Source organism: Pseudomonas sp. RA_35y_Pfl2_P32, assembly GCF_963970735.1.
Taxonomy (GTDB): Bacteria; Pseudomonadota; Gammaproteobacteria; order Pseudomonadales; family Pseudomonadaceae; genus Aquipseudomonas.
Window position 1 is genome coordinate 163,733 of sequence record NZ_CAXAQF010000011.1, and the last position, 15,174, is coordinate 178,906.

The following is a 15,174-nucleotide window of genomic DNA, read 5'->3' on the forward strand; positions in this document are numbered from 1 at the left end:
ATAGGTCAACAAAAAAACACCTGTAGGAGCGAGCCTGCTCGCGATGGACGTCAACGATGACGCGCAGTGTCTGATCCACCGCGTTGTCATCGTGTTCATCGCTCCAAGTATAGACCCCGCCCTGGAACTGGATTGTTGCCCACATCAACTATAGATCCCGCTGCAAAACCTGCAAAAACACCACGTGCTGTTCGTCGCCTGATTCAACCCGGCAGCGCCTGGCCGGCGTCTTGCAGCAGCCAGCCGTGTGCGGTCCATTGCAGGTGATGGGTGGGTTGCAGGGCCTGGAGAAACACGGGGTCATGGGAGGCGGCGATGAGCGCCCCGACGAAACCGCGCAACGCCTGTTCCAGGGCCTGCACGGAATCCAGGTCGAGGTGATTGGTGGGTTCGTCGAGCAGCAGCAACTGCGCAGGCGTGTTGCCCCACGAGGCAATCGCCAACGCTGCCTTGAGGCGCTCGCCACCGCTGAGCTGGCCCGTGGGCACGTGCACTCGCCGCGCATCCAGCTGCAAGTGAGCCAGGCGGCTACGCACCGCCCCCTCGGACAGCGGGGTGTTCAGCAGATTCAACTGCTCGACCACCGAGCGCTCGGGGTCCAGTAGCCCCAGGTGTTGATCCAGGTAGGCACTGGGTACGTGGGTCTGGCATTGGCCGCTGACGGCGGCGCAGTGCCCGGCGAGCATTTTCAGCAGGGTCGATTTACCGCAACCGTTGGGGCCACTGAGCGCCACCCGCACCGGCCCCACCAGTGTCAGGTCGAGCCGACTGCCCGGCGTTTGCCGCAGTAGCCACGGCAACTGCGCAGCCACCAGGGTGACGATTTGTCGGCTGTTGGGCACCGCGGTGCCGGGCAAGGGGATCAGCACTGGCTCATCGGGGATGACCCGTGCATGAGCCTCGCGGACTTGCGCATTGAGTTCGTTTTTGCAGGCCTGATGGGCATGCCGCACGTGGCCCATGATCTCGCTCGCGCGGCCTTTCAGGGTGGCCCGTTCGAAGCGTGAGACGTTGGCGGTCTGTGCCTGCTTGCGCGACCCGGCGGCGTGCTGGGTGATGGTGTCGTGTTCGCGCTGCAGGCGTTGCAGTTCGCGGCGGCGCTGGCTGCGACTGTGCTCCAGTGCCGCGTGGGCCGCCGCTTGCACCACCGAGCGCTGTTGCAGGTAGGCCGCGTAGTTGCCACCGAACACCTGCACCCCCAAGGGCGACAGTTCGACGATGCGTTGCACGCTGTCGAGCAGGCGCCGGTCGTGACTGACCAGGATCAGGCCACCGCGCCAGGCGGCCAGTTGCGCCATCAACCAGTGTCGACCCGAAGCGTCCAGGTGATTGCTTGGCTCATCCAGCACCAGTAACCCGGCCTGGCTGATAAAGGCGCCGATCAGGGCGATCCGCGCACGTTGACCACCACTGAGGGCGGTCATCGGCTGCTGCGCCGTGAGCCCGGCAAGTCCGGCCTGGGCCAGCATGGATGCGAAGCGCTCCGCCAGGTCCCAGCGTTCGGCAACGTCCTCCAGGTCCTGGGCGCGAGCATGACCGGCGGCCAGGCGGGCGAGCGCATCGAGGGTGCTGGCGACGCCTGCCGCTTGGGCGACAGTCTGGCCGTCGACGCACGGGGGGTCCTGCGCCACATAGGCGACGCTGGCGTGGCAGTTCAGGGTTCCGGCGCTGGGTTGCAGGTGGCCGGCAATCAACCGGGCGAGCACCGATTTGCCGCTGCCGTTACGGCCAACGATGGCTGTGGGACGCTGGTCGAGGCGCAAATCCAGGGTGTCGAACAGGCGGTCGCCATCGGCAAACTGGTAGCTGAGTTGGTTCAGGGTAACGAGTGCAGGCAGACGCGTGACGTGAGTCATGGCACCTCCAAAAAATGTCGAAAAAGGCCAACAAGTGCCCGAGGCGGCTTGTTGCGCATACATTTTTGAAAGGCTTAGTGGTTCACGGCGAAAGATCGTCCTGCTGTAGGAAAGGCGGCCAGCCTAGCGTAGATCGGCAAGCCCTTACAAGCCCTGTGGCTTTTGCGCGAGGGTTTGCAGGAACATCATCAGGCCGACTTCTTCGCGGCTCAGGCGCTTGCGTTGGCGTGGCTTGGGCAGTTGCGCCAGGGTGCCCAGCAGGAAGCTGTCGAGCACGGCCGGGTGGATGTAGCACTTGCGGCACACGGCAGGGGTGTTGCCCAGTTCCTTGGCGATGCGCTTGACCATCTCGACGACGTGCTGCCTGGCGTCGGTCGCCGACTCCCAGGGCAACTCGCGCAGCGCTGACAGGGCCAGGCTGCTGCCGGCCCAGGTGCGGTAGTCCTTGGCGGTGAAGTCGCCCGCCGTCACTTCATGCAGGTAGGCGTTGATGTCCGAGGAGGTCACGGTGTGCCGTTGCCCGTCTTCGTCCAGGTACTGGAACAGGTCTTGCCCGGGGATTTCCAGGCAGCGCTTGATGATCCGTGCCAGGCGCCGGTCCTTGACGGTGATCTGGTGTTCGATGCCGCTCTTGCCGCGAAACTGGAAGGCGATGGCGCTGCCGTTCAGCGACACGTGCCGGGTGCGCAAAGTGGTCAGGCCGTAGGAGCGGTTCTGACGGGCGTATTGGCTGTTGCCGACGCGGATCAGGGTGCTGTCGAGCAGGCTGATGACCGTGGCCATGACCTTGTCGCGGCCATGGCCGGGGCTTGCCAGTTGCTTCTCCAGATGGCGGCGCAGCGTGGGCAGTGCCAGGCCGAACGCCAGCAGGCGCGAATACTTGTCGCCATCGCGCACTTCACGCCAGCGCGGGTGATAGCGGTATTGCTTGCGTCCCCGGGCATCGCGGCCGGTGGCCTGCAAATGGCCCTGGGGGTCGGCACAGATCCACACGTCGGTGTAGGCGGGGGGCACGGCGAGGGCGTCGAGGCGTTTGACTTGCACAGGGTCGGTAATGCGCTGACCCGCCACATCGAGATAACAGAACGTGCCGCGCAGGGTTTTGCGGCGGATCCCCGGCTGTGTGTCATCGACATAGTGCAGGTCCGGTGGCAGCGAGTCGGCTGGGCTGAGGTCCGGCATGGCGCTGGGTCCTTGGGCGGGCGGGTATAGCCATTGACCGCAGGCGTCGGCGGTCGTGCCAACGGTTTACGCCAGCACCGCCACAGCCTTGATCTGCGCCCACAGCGCCTGGCCTGGATGCAGTTGCAGATGGTCCCGGGAAAAGCGCGTGATGCGCGCCAGCAGCGGCGTACCGGCGGCGTCCAGGCGCACCAGCACATGGGCGGCGTTGTCGGCGGCAATTTCGCTGACCACCGTCACCGGCAGGCGATTGAGGATGCTGCTCTGTTCGCCGGCGTGCAGACTCAGGCTGACATCGCGGGCCTGGACCTTGAAGCGCAATGGCTTGCCCAGGGCCAGCGGCAGATGGGCCACGCGCACGCTCAATTGGCTGTTGGGCAGTTGCAGGGTCAGCAGTTGGTAGTCGAGGTTGTAGTCGCTGACCTGGCCGTCGATCACCACGCCGGCATCGTCGCCCAGGGCCAGCGGCAGATCGAGCCGCGCCAGGGTTTCGCCCACCGGGCCACTGGCCAGGGCCTTGCCGGCGCTGAGCAGGACGATATGGTCGGCCAGGCGCGCGACTTCGTCCTGGGAATGACTGACGTACAGCACCGGGATGTCCAGTTCGTCGTGCAGCCGTTCGAGGTACGGCAGGATCTCGCTTTTGCGCTGGGAATCCAGGGCCGCCAGGGGTTCGTCCATCAGCAGCAACCGCGGGCTGGTGAGCAACGCCCGTGCGATGCCGACGCGTTGGCGCTCACCGCCGGAGAGGTGTTGCGGATGGCGATCGAGCAGGTGGCCGATCCCCAGCAACTGCGTGGCGTGGGCCATGTCGACCCGGCGTTGCGAGCGGGGAATGCGCCGCCAGCCGAATTCCAGGTTGGCCAGCACCGACAGGTGGGGAAACAGGCTGGCTTCCTGGAACACGTAACCCAGCGCCCGCTTGTGGGGTGGCACAAACCGTTTGTGGTGGCTGTCCTGCCAGACCTCGTCGTTGATCTGCACAAAACCCTGTTCGGCGCGCTCCAGCCCGGCGATGCAACGCAGGCAGGTGGTCTTGCCGGAGCCCGAGTGGCCATACAGCGCGGTGACGCCGCGTCCGGGCAGATCGAGGTCGACATCCAGGGAAAAATCCGGGTAGTGCAGTTGCAGGCGCACGTGAATGGCGTTGTTCATCGGTCAGCTCCAGCCGGTTTTGGTCGTGCGACTGGAGTACAGCGCCAGCAACACCAGGAACGAGAACACCAGCATCGCCCCGGCGAGCCAGTGGGCCTGGGCATATTCCATGGCCTCGACGTGGTCGTAGATCTGCACCGACACTACCCGGGTCTTGTCCGGGATATTGCCGCCGATCATCAGTACCACGCCGAACTCACCCACGGTGTGGGCAAAACCGAGAATCGCCGCGGTGATGAAACCAGGGCGGGCCAGGGGCAGGATCACACTGAAAAAAGTGTCCCAGGGGTTGGCGCGCAAGGTCGCGGCCACTTCCAGGGGGCGGGTGCCGATGGCCGAAAAGGCGTTCTGCAGGGGCTGGACCACGAAGGGCATGGAGTAGATCACCGAGCCGATTACCAGGCCGGTAAAGCTGAAGGTCAGGGTGCCCAGGCCCAGGGCCTGGGTGAACTGGCCGAGAAAACCGTTGGGTCCCAGGCTCAGCAGCAGGTAGAAACCGATGACCGTGGGGGGCAGCACCAGGGGCAGGGCGACGATCGCCCCGACCGGGCCGCGCAACCAGGAGCGGGTGCGCGACAGCCATAACGCGATGGGAGTGCCGATGATCAGCAAAATCACGGTCGTCAGGGACGCCAGTTTGAAGGTCAGCCAGATGGCGGCGAAATCGGCACTCGATAGGGTCATTTAGCGCTGGTAACCATAGGACATGATGACGGCCGCAGCTTTGGGGCCCTTGAGGTAGTCAACCAGGGCCTTGGCGGCCGGGTTGTCCTTGCCTTTGTTGAGGATCACCGCGTCCTGCTTGATCGGATCATGCATGTCGGCCGGAACGATCCACGCCGAACCGCCGGTGACTTTGCCGTCCTTGTAGATCTGCGACAAGGCGACAAAGCCGATTTGTGCATTGCCGGTGGAAACGAACTGGTAGGCCTGGGTGATGTTCTGGCCTTCGACGATTTTGGCCTTGACCTTGTCGGTCAGGCCCAGCTTGGCCAAGACCTGGGTCGCGGCCAGGCCGTAGGGCGCGGCTTTCGGGTTGGCGATGGACAGGTGCTGGTACTGGTTGTCGGCGAGCACTTGGCCCTTGGCGTCGACGTAACCCTCTTTGGCTGACCACAGCGCCAAGGTGCCGATGGCGTAGGTGAAACGCGAGTCCTTGACGATGTCGCCTTCACTTTCGAGTTTTTGCGGGGTGCTATCGTCCGCCGACAGGAACACCTCGAACGGCGCGCCGTTCTTGATCTGGGTGTAGAACTGGCCCGTGGCACCATAAGCGGCCACCAGCTTGTGTCCGGTGTCTTTCTCGAAGTCGGCGGCAATTGCCTGGATCGGCGCCGTGAAGTTGGCCGCCACCGCCACTTGAACTTCATCGGCGTGCGCCGAACCCAGGGCCAACAAGGCGATTAGGGGCGCCAGGCAAGTCGGTGCGAAACGTGAGACACGAACAGTCATGAAGCGGCTCCGAGAGGGGGTGAAACGCTGTATAGCGGAATATATAGCGAATCAACGATGAACGGAACACTCCAAGGCTGGACACCTGAGAAATGGTATACAACGCTCTTGCCGCGCCTTTGTAGCAGTTGCCGCAGGCTGCGCTGGGTTGCGCAGCGACCCCCAGCGGTATTGCCAAGTCGAATGAACGTCCTGCGCCGTTGACGCCGCCTCGCGTTGCTCGACAGCTGCTACGGGACCCTATCGGCGGGTTATCAGGGCCAGCGCTCCGTCCGCCAAGCGCCGGGTCAGTTCGCCCGTGGGCAGTTCGATGCCCAAGTGCACGGCTTGGCCGGCCCACAGGTTGCTGAAGTCCGCTTCGCCCTTGGCGCGCAGCGGCAACAAAGCGCCCCCGGCCAGCGGGAAGGCCGGGGCTTGCGGGCAGATCGGGCCGAGCTCGCGCATGACCCGATTGATAATGCCCCGGGCCGGGCGCCCGGTGAAAATGTTGGTGATTGCGGTGTCGCTGTCCTTGGCGGTCCGCAGGGCGCGGTAGTGCGAGGCGATGACCTTGGCTTGTGGAGTGAACAGGTAGGCGGTGCCCAGTTGCACGGCCGAGGCGCCGAGGGCGAACGCCGCAGCAATCCCGCGGGCATCACCAATGCCTCCGGCGGCGATCACCGGTACGCTGACCGCGTCGACCACCTGCGGCACCAGGGCCAAGGTGCCGATCTGGCTGCTCAGGTCATCGCTGAGGAACATGCCACGATGGCCGCCGGCCTCGTAGCCCATGGCGATGATCGCGTCGCAGCCATGCTGTTGCAGCCAGATGGCTTCCTCCACCGTGGTGGCCGATGACAACACCTTGGCGCCCGTGGCCTTGACCCGATCAAGCAGGGATTTTTCCGGCAGGCCGAAGTGAAAACTCACCACTTTGGGGTGAAACTCCTCGACCACCGCACACGCGGCAGCGTCGAAGGGTGCGCGGTTGGAGACCGGAGTCGGCGCCTCGAAATCGACGCCGAGTTCGCGGTAGTAGGGTTCCAGCAGTTGTTTCCATTGCCGCGCGCGTATCTCGTCGGCAACGGGCGGTTGATGACAGAAGAAGTTCACATTGAATGGGCGCTGGCTGTGCTGGCCGATGAGGGTGAGTTCTTCGCGCAACTGCTCGACACTCAGCATCGCTGCCGGCATCGAGCCCAGGCCGCCGGCGTTGCTGGCCTCGATCACCATGGCCGAGCCGGTCGCGCCGGCCATGGGGGCCTGGATGATCGGCAACTCGATGCCGAACAGGTCAAGAATGCGGGTGTCTGGCCATTGGCTCATCAGCAGTGCGCTCCGGTTGAACATCGGGTGAGGGGCCTTGGCAGCATCGACTGCCAGCCATTGGCGGTCTTTGGGTCGAAGCTGTCGCCGGGGGCGAAAATCATAAACTTCTCCTGTAACGTTGGTAATGAATTTTTTAACAACGAGTTCAAGGAGGGAATGCTCATGAGCATCAAACAGCTGGAAGTGTTGCCGTTTCGCGTGTCGGGGTTGCGCGTGCGCACGCTCAACGCGGCTGAGCAACAGACGGCAACCGCGCGTATCGGTCCGATGTGGGGGCGATTTTTCAGCGAAGGGCTGAACGAAAAAATACCGGGTAAAACCCCCGACTCCCTGGTGTATGGCGTGTACAGCAACTATGAGTCCGACGCGAGCGGCTCGTTTGATGTGCTGGCCGGGGTCAGGGTCAATGAGCCCGCGGCCGCCTACGAAAGCATCGAGGTGCAGGGCGGGCAATACCTGGTGTTCGATGCCCAAGGAGCGATGCCGGGCGCGGTGATCGAGGCCTGGGGTCGGGTGTGGCAGTATTTTGAGGCGCATCCGCAGATCAAGCGCCGCTTCGCCACTGACTTCGAGGCCTACACCGGTCCCGACAGCGTGGCGGTGCACATCGGTATTTTCTAGGGCTGGTTTTCCCGCGCAAGTAACTGCCGCTTGCGCTCCACCCCCCAGCGATAGCCCGAGAGTTCGCCGTCGCTGCGCACCACCCGGTGACAGGGAATCGCCACCGCCAGGTGGTTGGCGCCGCAGGCCTGGGCCACGGCGCGAAAGGCCTTGGGGGCACCGATCCGCTGGGCGATCTCGGCGTAGCTGGCGGTACTGCCCGGCGGAATCTCACGCAGTGCCATCCACACTCGCTCCTGAAAGGCCGTGCCACGCACATCCAGCGGCAGGTCGAGGCCGAGGGCGGGCGCTTCGATAAACCCCACGACTTTGGCCACCCAGTGCTCGAAGTCCGGCTCGGCGCCGATCAACTTCGCCTGGCTGAAGCGCTGCTGCAGGTCTTCGACCAGAGCGTTGGGGTCGTCGCCGAGGAGAATCGCGCACACTCCACGCTCACTGCGCGCCACCAGGATCGCCCCCAGGGAGCATTGGCCGACGGCAAAGCGGATCTCGGTGTTTTGCCCCGCAGCGCGGTAGTCGCTGGGTTTCATGCCGAGCAAATGATCGGCGGACTCATAAAAGCGGCTGTTGGAATTGAAGCCGGCGTCGTACAGCGCCTCGGTCACGGAGTCGGCGGATTCCAGGCGTTCACGCACCCGGCGCGAGCGCTGGGCGGTGGCGTAGCCCTTGGGCGTGAGGCCGGTGACGGCCTTGAACACCCGGTGAAAATGGAACGGGCTCAGGCTGGCGCGGGTTGCCAGTTCGCCAAGGCTGGGCGGGCTCTCGGCGTGTTCGATCTGCCGGCACGCGGCCGCCACCAGGGTCGCGTGCTGGGTGGCGACCAGGGTCTGGTCCGCCGCCGCCCGCTTGCTGGCGCGAAAGCCCGCGGCCAGGGCTTGTTCCTCGGTGTCGAAGAACACCACGTTCTGCGGTTTGGGCAGGCGCGCCAGGCTGCTGGGGCGGCAGTAGATCCCGGTGGTCTTGACCCCGTAGACGAACTGCCCGTCGGCGCGCGGGTCGCGCGCCACTACCGCTGCCCAGCGTGGGTCTTGCTCGATACTGTGTTTGGCTTGGGACATGACGCGCCACCCGGTGAAGATTTGCCTCAGGGTAACCGCTGCAACAGCGCAGGGCACCCGGCAGCTTGCGTTCGAATTCGCAGTTTCAGCCGGCAGTGCGCAGGGTGAAGTTAATGCGCTGGGCACCCAGTATCGGATGCAGGCCTTCCTTGAGTGGCAACACCCCGTGATAGCGCAAACGATCGACGCCGCCCCAGACCACAATGTCGCCGTGCAACAACGGCACTCGCTGGCTCTTGTCGCTGCGTTGCCCGCCGCCGAACAGGAACATCGCCGGCAGGCCCAGGGAGATCGAGACGATGGGTGGCTCGTAGGAGCCCTCGTTGCGGTCTTGATGCAACGACATCTTCGCCCCGGGCAGGTAGCGGTTAATCAGGCAGGCATCCGGGGCAAAGTCGCGGAAACCGGCCTCGCTCGCGGCGCACCGCGCCAACTCCCGGAACACCTCCGGCATCGGCGGCCAGGGCAGGCCGCTGATGGGGTCGAGCGGGGTGTAGCGGTAGCCGCTGCGATCGGTGGTCCAGCCCAGCGCGCCGCAATTGCTCAAGCCCACCGACAGGGTGAAGCCGCCGGGGGTGACCATGTTGCGAAACGGCGCCGCCTTCAGCGTTTGCTCCAGCGCCGCGAGCAGGCGCGGCACCCAGGGCAGGGCGAAGCCGCGCAGCACGAATGCCTGGGGGCCGAGCTGTTCGGTTCGCGCCGGTTGCTCTTCAGCGTCGGCAAACAGGTCCAGGGTGGTTGGGCCCAAGGGCTCACTGTGCATCGTGGAAGATCACTCCCAGGGTATGTCGTTGTCCGCTGTGCAGGCGACTGACGCCATGGCGCAGGTTGACCCGGTAGTCGCCGCGAGCACCGGCTACCGGTCGCTGATGCACTGCAAAAATCAGCCCATCGCCTTGCTCCAGGTGCATCACCATGGGCCGCGATTGCATCCGCGGGCGTTGCTCGGTGAGCACCAGCTCGCCTCCCTTGAAGTCTAGCTCGGGGGCTGACAGCAGAATCGCCACTTGCAGGGGAAATACGTGCTCGCCGTACAGGTCCTGGTGCAAACAGTTGTAGTCCCCCGCACCGTATTGCAACAACAACGGTGTCGGACGTCGCTGGTCGGCGTCGTGGCAGCGTTGCAGGAAGGTCGGATGGGCCTGGGGAAAGCGGACAGACACGCCCATGCGCGCCTGCCAGCGATTGGCCAAAGGTACCAGTCGCGGGTACAGGGCGCTGCGCAATAGCTGGACGGGCTCGGGCAACGGGTAGTCGAAGTATTGATATTCGCCACGACCGAAACCGTGCCTGGCCATCACCACCCGGGAGCGAAACAGCCCGGGTTTGCCGTACATCGCCCGCAGAACCTGGCATTCCCGGGCACCGAGCAGGCCCGGGATGATCGCGCAGCCGTCCTGGTCGAGGCTGTGCTCCAGTGAGGGCCAGGGCAGGTTGTCGATGCGCTCCAGCAGCGAAGGGTGGTGCGCTGCAACGAGGTCGTTGGGCAAAGGGAGGGGCAGGGAAGAGACACGCATTGCCGGCTCCTGGGCCAGGGTCGAGGAGGGCCAGTCTGGGCCGCTCGACACGAGGCAACACTCCGCCGCTTGCGGTCAAATTGTGCGGGTTTTGCCGAGCGCGCCAGACTGCTTACAACGCCTTGCTCACGCTGATGTCGGAAATCACGTCCGGGCTGTCGCCATGGATCGCGGCCAGCGCGGCCTTGGCCTCGTCTTCGGTGCCATTTTCCAGTTGGGCGAACTCGAAGCGGCGTTCACCGTTGAGTTTGTACTTGATGACGTACTTGGTCGTTGGGGTCACGGGGGGGTACCTGTGTGTCGCGGAACGGGCGGGGTATCAGCTGAACTTGGAGCTGGACCGGCGGACGATCTTGATCGAGTGGGTCAGCGTTGGCTTACGGGTCACGCTGATCGCCCGGCTGGTGACCGTGTCGATGGTGATGTTCCAGAAACCGGTGCTGGGTGCGGTGATTCTTGCCGGGAAGGTGTCGAACGCGCCGCCGTGGTAAGAGTGACGACCGCCATTCTTGAAGCTGCGGAAGTTGGCGTCGCTCATCAGGCGGATGTTGCAGGTCTGCGAGCATTGAATGACGACGATGTCATCTTCGTTGAGGTGCTCGCGCTGGTGGATAAATTTCATGGGGCGCCTCCAGAAGGGCTTTTTCTAGCAAATCAAAACGATAGCATGGACGATGGCCCAGTTTATCAGCCCGGGCCGGGGAAAAGCGGGCCGCCGGGAGCGGGTTTGACAATTAAAAACAGTTATCCGCGATTATTTGCGCGATAAAGCAGGGCAGGCCGGAGAAAAAGCGCATTTGCGCTGTCCGAGGGTCTTTATCGGAGGATTTGTATGAAGCAGGGCGTTTTGTTGCTGGCATTGGTGATGAGTGGATGTGCGACAGTCTCGGACATCAATCAGACCCCGCCCACCATGAACGTGATTTCAGGGAAGAAGCCGCAGGAGTATGCCAACTGTGTCGCCGACAAGCTGACCAAGAGCCGCGGCGCGGTGCAAGTGGAACCGCACAAGGATGGGGTGCGGGTCATCGTCCCCGGCAAGCTGTCGACCGACCCGGCGGCGGTGTTCGATATCGAAGAGCGGTCCGGCGGCAGCAGCATCAAGCTGCATGAGAGCCTGTCCAATGTGCCGATGCGCCCAGGTGACATTGGCGTTGCCGCCAACGAGTGCATTTCCGGCTAGTGCCGGGCGACCAGCGGCCACGCCACCCACAAGCCCGACCCGGACGCTCCCGGCTCGGGTTTTTTTGTGCCCCGTCATCAGCGACGGACACACCCTGCACCCTGCGTGAGCGAGCCTGCTTGCGATGATCGTCAACGATGCCGCGCTTAGCCTGAGCGGTTGAGATAGCCGTCACAATCACTTACTCTTTATATGCTTATGCAAACTAAGTCTAAGCTTATAACTAAAATAAGAGGGTTCGAGATGGATTTCAAACCGACCGTATTGGGCAGCCTGATGCTCATTGCTGTCAGCGTCGTGTCTGCCGACGATGGACAGAAAATCTATACCCAGGGTGGTGCGCTACCTGCCGCGACCGCCTGCTTTGCCTGCCATGGTGCCGATGGCATGGGCATGCCGGCCGCCGGTTTTCCCCGGCTGGCCGGTCTGTCGGCGGGGTACCTGAGCAAACAACTGGCGGACTTTCGCAGTGGCTCGCGGGTCAGCCCGGTGATGCAGCCGTTGGCCAAGGCGCTGAGCGAAGGCGAGATCCAGGCGGTCACCCGCGCCCTGGCCGCCATGCCCGCGCCGACCACCCCACTGGTGACACGCAACACCACGCCGACAGAACTTGGCGCGCGGTTAGCGCTGCGCGGCGCCTGGGATCGGCAGATTCCCGAGTGCGTGATGTGCCACGGTCCCGGTGGGGTGGGAGTGGGCACGGCGTTTCCGCCACTGGTCGGGCAGTCGGCCAGCTACCTGGTCGGGCAATTGAATGCCTGGCGTGATGACACCCGGCACAACGACCCCAATGACCTGATGGGGCACATCGCCAAATCCCTGACCCCGGATGAAATCAAGGCGGTCGCCGACTACTTTGCGGCACTGGGCAGCCAGGAGGCCAAGCCATGAAATTCCTTTCCCTCGCACCTTTGGCCCTGGCGCTGGCCAGTTTCAACGGGTATGCCGCCCAGACCGTGATGGACGACCAGTCCGAACTCAAGATCCCCGCCGCCAGTAGCGCAAACGTCGAGTATTTCCAGGCGCCGGCCGAGCATGAATTGCCGGACAACGCCTTTGGCAAACTGGTGCGCCAGGGCCACAGCCTGTTTGTCGACACCAAGCGCCAGGCCCCGGCGTATGTCGGCAACGGTCTCAATTGCAGCAATTGCCACCTGGATCAGGGCCGTTTGGCCAACTCTGCGCCGTTGTGGGGGGCTTACCCGATGTACCCGGCGTATCGCAAGAAAAACGACAAGGTCAATACCTTCGCCGAGCGCCTGCAAGGCTGTTTCGAGTTCAGCATGAACGGCAAGCCGCCAGCGGCCGATGGCCCGGAAATCAGCGCGCTGTCGGCCTATGCCTACTGGCTGGCGAGCAAGGCCCCGATTGGTGTCGAGCTGCCCGGGCGCGGTTATCCTGAGGTCAAGCAACCGGCCAAGGGCTACGACATTGCCCAGGGCGCGCAGGTCTACAAGGCCCAGTGTGCGGTGTGCCACGGCGACAGCGGCCAGGGACAGAAAGTCGGCCAGGACTACGTGATGCCACCGCTCTGGGGTAAGGATTCCTACAACTGGGGAGCGGGCATGCACCGCATCAACACCGCGGCTTCGTTCATTCAATACAACATGCCCCTGGGCAAGGCGCAGAGCCTCAGCGATCAGCAGGCGTGGGACGTGGCGGCGTTCATCAATAGCCATGAACGGCCCCAGGACCCGCGGCTGATCGACGGCTCCGTGGAGAAGACCCGGGTGAAGTTCCACGCCAACGATGGGGTCAATCTGTATGGGCAAACCGTTGATGGCGTGCTGATTGGCCAAGGCATCCGGTAAACTGTCTGCATCGACACAGCGCCGCCCCAGGCACGATGCTGTTCAGCCAAACACACTGAACAGCATCGTGCCTGGGGCGGCATTGTCATCAATGGAGCAGGCAATGAAGCGTGAGCAAGTCAGAGAGCGGCATGCAGAGGGTCACATCTCTGCCACCCATGTGATCCAGAATCCGGCGACTCCGGGGGAATGGATCGTGTTTTTCAAGAAAAGTGCAGGGCGCAGTTTTTTCCTGGTGGACGACAACGACGAGGTCGAGTCCTTCTCCCGCCTGGATGACTTGGTCGAGACCATACGCGGCCTGGGCATCAAATTCGCGGAAATTCACATGTAACGGCCCGGGGCCTAGTTACACACCACCACGACGCTGCGGCTCTTGAAATTGCCGACATCCGCGCCCAGGGTCTTGTCGCTTTCCTTGAGCGCTGGCGTGCCCTCGGTGCCGACGATCCGGTAGCCGGTACCGGCGCAGGAAGCGTCGGCTTTTTCGTAGCAGGCGGCCCAGGAATTGGCTTCACCCGAACAATCGATCGACAAGCCTTGCTGGCCGTCGTCCAGGTACGTCTTGGACGCTGTGGCACACCCACTCAAGACCAGTACCGCCATCACAGCCAGGGTTATTTTCATCGGATCGTTGCCATCAGGGGGGAGGGGGGCAGGCGCAGAGAAGGCCTCGTAGCGAGAGGTTATAGCGAATGGCCATTTCGGTACAGACAAACACAAAAAAGCCCTGCTCAGGGCAGGGCTGTTTGACCAGGCACCTTATTCGGGCTTGGCCCCGCGACGCTTGGGAGCGGGCGGAGTATCTTGCAGCACCGACGCCACTTCGATGGCCATGGCTTCAGTGGGGAAAGGCCCGGCGATATTTTCGCCACCGGCGCTGTCGACCCACCATTGACCGTCTTTGGCCTTGTTGATCAGGTAACCGTTCACGCTTTTTGCTGCCGACATCTATCTGCCTCGTTGGCTGGTTCAATCGCGCAATGATAGCTGTAAATGTGCCTGGGGGTCTTCCCTGGTCTAAAGTGAAGCCTTTGCGGAACTATCGTTAAAATTATTTCTCTATGATGGCATCGGTTAGCCAGTGCGGGGCATTGTAAGGTGCACGCCGCCTGATTAGACTGCGCCGAAACTCGTACACACAGCCCTTTCAAGGACTTTTATGATCAAGAAATGCTTGTTCCCAGCAGCCGGTTACGGTACTCGCTTCCTGCCAGCGACGAAGGCCATGCCTAAAGAAATGCTGCCGGTGGTGAACAAGCCACTGATCCAGTACGGCGTCGAAGAAGCATTGGACGCTGGCCTGACTGAAATCTCCATCGTCACCGGTCGCGGCAAACGCGCCCTGGAAGACCACTTCGACATCAGCTACGAGTTGGAAAACCAGATCAAGGGCACTGACAAAGAGAAGTACCTGGTCGGTATCCGTAAACTGCTCGACGAGTGCTCGTTCTCCTACACCCGTCAGACCGAAATGAAGGGCCTGGGTCACGCGATCCTCACCGGTCGTCCGTTGATCGGCGACGAACCCTTTGCCGTGGTGCTGGCGGACGACTTGTGCGTCAACCTGGAAGGCGACGGCGTCCTGACCCAGATGGTCAAACTGTACAAGCAGTATCGCTGCACCATCGTCGCGATCCAGGAAGTCGACCCGCAGGAAACCCACAAGTACGGGGTGATCGCCGGTGACCTGATCGGTGACGACCTGTACCGCGTGCGCAACATGGTAGAAAAACCAAAACCAGAAGATGCACCGTCCAACCTGGCCATCATCGGTCGCTACATCCTGACCCCGGACATCTTCAAGCTGATCGAAGAAACCGAGCCGGGCAAGGGTGGCGAGATCCAGATCACCGACGCGCTGATGAAGCAGGCGCAAGATGGATGCGTGATTGCTTACAAGTTCAAGGGCACTCGTTTTGACTGCGGCGGCGCCGAAGGCTACATCGAAGCCACCAACTTCTGCTTCGAGCACTTCTACAAGACGGGCAAGGCGTACTGATAACGCCTGGACGTCCTGTTCTGAAAAGC

19 protein-coding genes are annotated in these 15,174 nt (G+C 63.0%); 6 read left to right on the forward strand and 13 right to left on the reverse strand.

The annotated features are described in order from the left end of the window. Positions 1-203 precede the first annotated feature (203 nt). From AACY45_RS13315 to AACY45_RS13340, 6 genes are all read right to left on the reverse strand, one after another. Positions 204-1,856 carry an ABC-F family ATP-binding cassette domain-containing protein gene (locus AACY45_RS13315; RefSeq protein ID WP_339545911.1) on the reverse strand — a complete coding sequence of 551 codons (1,653 nt, stop codon included), beginning with the start codon at positions 1,854-1,856 and terminating at the stop codon, positions 204-206. Positions 1,857-2,000: 144 nt separating this feature from the next. After that, positions 2,001-3,038 (reverse strand): DNA topoisomerase IB, encoded by a 1,038-nt coding sequence (locus AACY45_RS13320; RefSeq protein WP_339545912.1) that lies wholly within the window; start codon positions 3,036-3,038, stop codon positions 2,001-2,003. A 66-nt stretch (positions 3,039-3,104) separates the two neighbouring features. Then, positions 3,105-4,193 carry a molybdenum ABC transporter ATP-binding protein gene (gene modC / locus AACY45_RS13325; RefSeq protein WP_339545913.1) on the reverse strand — a complete coding sequence of 363 codons (1,089 nt, stop codon included), beginning with the start codon at positions 4,191-4,193 and terminating at the stop codon, positions 3,105-3,107. A gap of 3 nt (positions 4,194-4,196) precedes the next feature. Continuing rightward, positions 4,197-4,877 carry a molybdate ABC transporter permease subunit gene (gene modB / locus AACY45_RS13330; protein WP_339545914.1) on the reverse strand — a complete coding sequence of 227 codons (681 nt, stop codon included), beginning with the start codon at positions 4,875-4,877 and terminating at the stop codon, positions 4,197-4,199. Next, on the reverse strand, positions 4,878-5,645 hold the full coding sequence (gene modA, locus AACY45_RS13335; RefSeq protein WP_339545915.1) for a molybdate ABC transporter substrate-binding protein: 768 nt from the start codon (positions 5,643-5,645) through the stop codon (positions 4,878-4,880). It abuts the gene before it with no gap. A gap of 240 nt (positions 5,646-5,885) precedes the next feature. Beyond that, positions 5,886-6,950 carry an NAD(P)H-dependent flavin oxidoreductase gene (locus AACY45_RS13340; RefSeq protein ID WP_339545916.1) on the reverse strand — a complete coding sequence of 355 codons (1,065 nt, stop codon included), beginning with the start codon at positions 6,948-6,950 and terminating at the stop codon, positions 5,886-5,888. Positions 6,951-7,115: 165 nt separating this feature from the next. Between AACY45_RS13340 and AACY45_RS13345 the strand changes: the two genes are divergently transcribed. Further along, positions 7,116-7,574 carry a GyrI-like domain-containing protein gene (locus AACY45_RS13345; protein ID WP_339545917.1) on the forward strand — a complete coding sequence of 153 codons (459 nt, stop codon included), beginning with the start codon at positions 7,116-7,118 and terminating at the stop codon, positions 7,572-7,574. Here AACY45_RS13345 and ada read toward each other — a convergent pair. The 5 genes from ada to AACY45_RS13370 all read right to left on the reverse strand — a co-directional run bounded on the left by ada (position 7,571) and on the right by AACY45_RS13370 (position 10,771). Continuing rightward, positions 7,571-8,632, reverse strand: coding sequence for a bifunctional DNA-binding transcriptional regulator/O6-methylguanine-DNA methyltransferase Ada (gene ada, locus AACY45_RS13350; RefSeq protein ID WP_339545918.1), 1,062 nt, complete (start codon positions 8,630-8,632; stop codon positions 7,571-7,573). The genes AACY45_RS13345 and ada overlap by 4 nt on opposite strands. A gap of 85 nt (positions 8,633-8,717) precedes the next feature. After that, entirely contained in the window at positions 8,718-9,395 is a 678-nt protein-coding gene (gene alkB, locus AACY45_RS13355; protein ID WP_339545919.1) for a DNA oxidative demethylase AlkB, read from the reverse strand. Further along, positions 9,385-10,149: a 2OG-Fe(II) oxygenase gene (locus tag AACY45_RS13360; protein WP_445261183.1), complete on the reverse strand. Its 765-nt coding sequence runs from the start codon at positions 10,147-10,149 to the stop codon at positions 9,385-9,387. The genes alkB and AACY45_RS13360 overlap by 11 nt, the downstream gene beginning before the upstream one ends. A gap of 112 nt (positions 10,150-10,261) precedes the next feature. Continuing rightward, the gene (locus AACY45_RS13365) at positions 10,262-10,432 is read right to left on the reverse strand and encodes a hypothetical protein (RefSeq protein WP_339545920.1); all 171 of its coding nucleotides are present in this window, start codon (positions 10,430-10,432) and stop codon (positions 10,262-10,264) included. A gap of 36 nt (positions 10,433-10,468) precedes the next feature. After that, on the reverse strand, positions 10,469-10,771 hold the full coding sequence (locus tag AACY45_RS13370; protein WP_095168468.1) for a DUF1883 domain-containing protein: 303 nt from the start codon (positions 10,769-10,771) through the stop codon (positions 10,469-10,471). A gap of 210 nt (positions 10,772-10,981) precedes the next feature. Here AACY45_RS13370 and AACY45_RS13375 point away from each other — a divergent pair, with 210 nt between their 5' ends. From AACY45_RS13375 to AACY45_RS13390, 4 genes are all read left to right on the forward strand, one after another. Then, positions 10,982-11,332 carry a hypothetical protein gene (locus AACY45_RS13375; RefSeq protein ID WP_339545921.1) on the forward strand — a complete coding sequence of 117 codons (351 nt, stop codon included), beginning with the start codon at positions 10,982-10,984 and terminating at the stop codon, positions 11,330-11,332. A gap of 243 nt (positions 11,333-11,575) precedes the next feature. Next, the gene (locus AACY45_RS13380) at positions 11,576-12,223 is read left to right on the forward strand and encodes a c-type cytochrome (protein ID WP_339545922.1); all 648 of its coding nucleotides are present in this window, start codon (positions 11,576-11,578) and stop codon (positions 12,221-12,223) included. Next, a complete protein-coding gene (locus tag AACY45_RS13385) occupies positions 12,220-13,143 on the forward strand; it encodes a c-type cytochrome (RefSeq protein WP_339545923.1) in 924 nt (307 codons plus the stop codon). The genes AACY45_RS13380 and AACY45_RS13385 overlap by 4 nt, the downstream gene beginning before the upstream one ends. Positions 13,144-13,246: 103 nt before the next feature. After that, positions 13,247-13,477, forward strand: coding sequence for a hypothetical protein (locus AACY45_RS13390; RefSeq protein WP_339545924.1), 231 nt, complete (start codon positions 13,247-13,249; stop codon positions 13,475-13,477). A gap of 11 nt (positions 13,478-13,488) precedes the next feature. Here the strand turns inward: AACY45_RS13390 and AACY45_RS13395 are convergent, their stop codons facing one another. Both AACY45_RS13395 and AACY45_RS13400 read right to left on the reverse strand, forming a co-directional pair. Continuing rightward, on the reverse strand, positions 13,489-13,770 hold the full coding sequence (locus AACY45_RS13395; RefSeq protein WP_339545925.1) for a hypothetical protein: 282 nt from the start codon (positions 13,768-13,770) through the stop codon (positions 13,489-13,491). Positions 13,771-13,905: 135 nt separating this feature from the next. Continuing rightward, complete coding sequence (locus AACY45_RS13400) at positions 13,906-14,094, reverse strand: hypothetical protein (RefSeq protein ID WP_159995516.1); 189 nt, start codon at positions 14,092-14,094, stop codon at positions 13,906-13,908. Between the two features lie 211 nt (positions 14,095-14,305). Here AACY45_RS13400 and galU point away from each other — a divergent pair, with 211 nt between their 5' ends. Next, complete coding sequence (galU, locus tag AACY45_RS13405; protein ID WP_095108460.1) at positions 14,306-15,145, forward strand: UTP--glucose-1-phosphate uridylyltransferase GalU; 840 nt, start codon at positions 14,306-14,308, stop codon at positions 15,143-15,145. Positions 15,146-15,174: the final 29 nt, after the last annotated feature.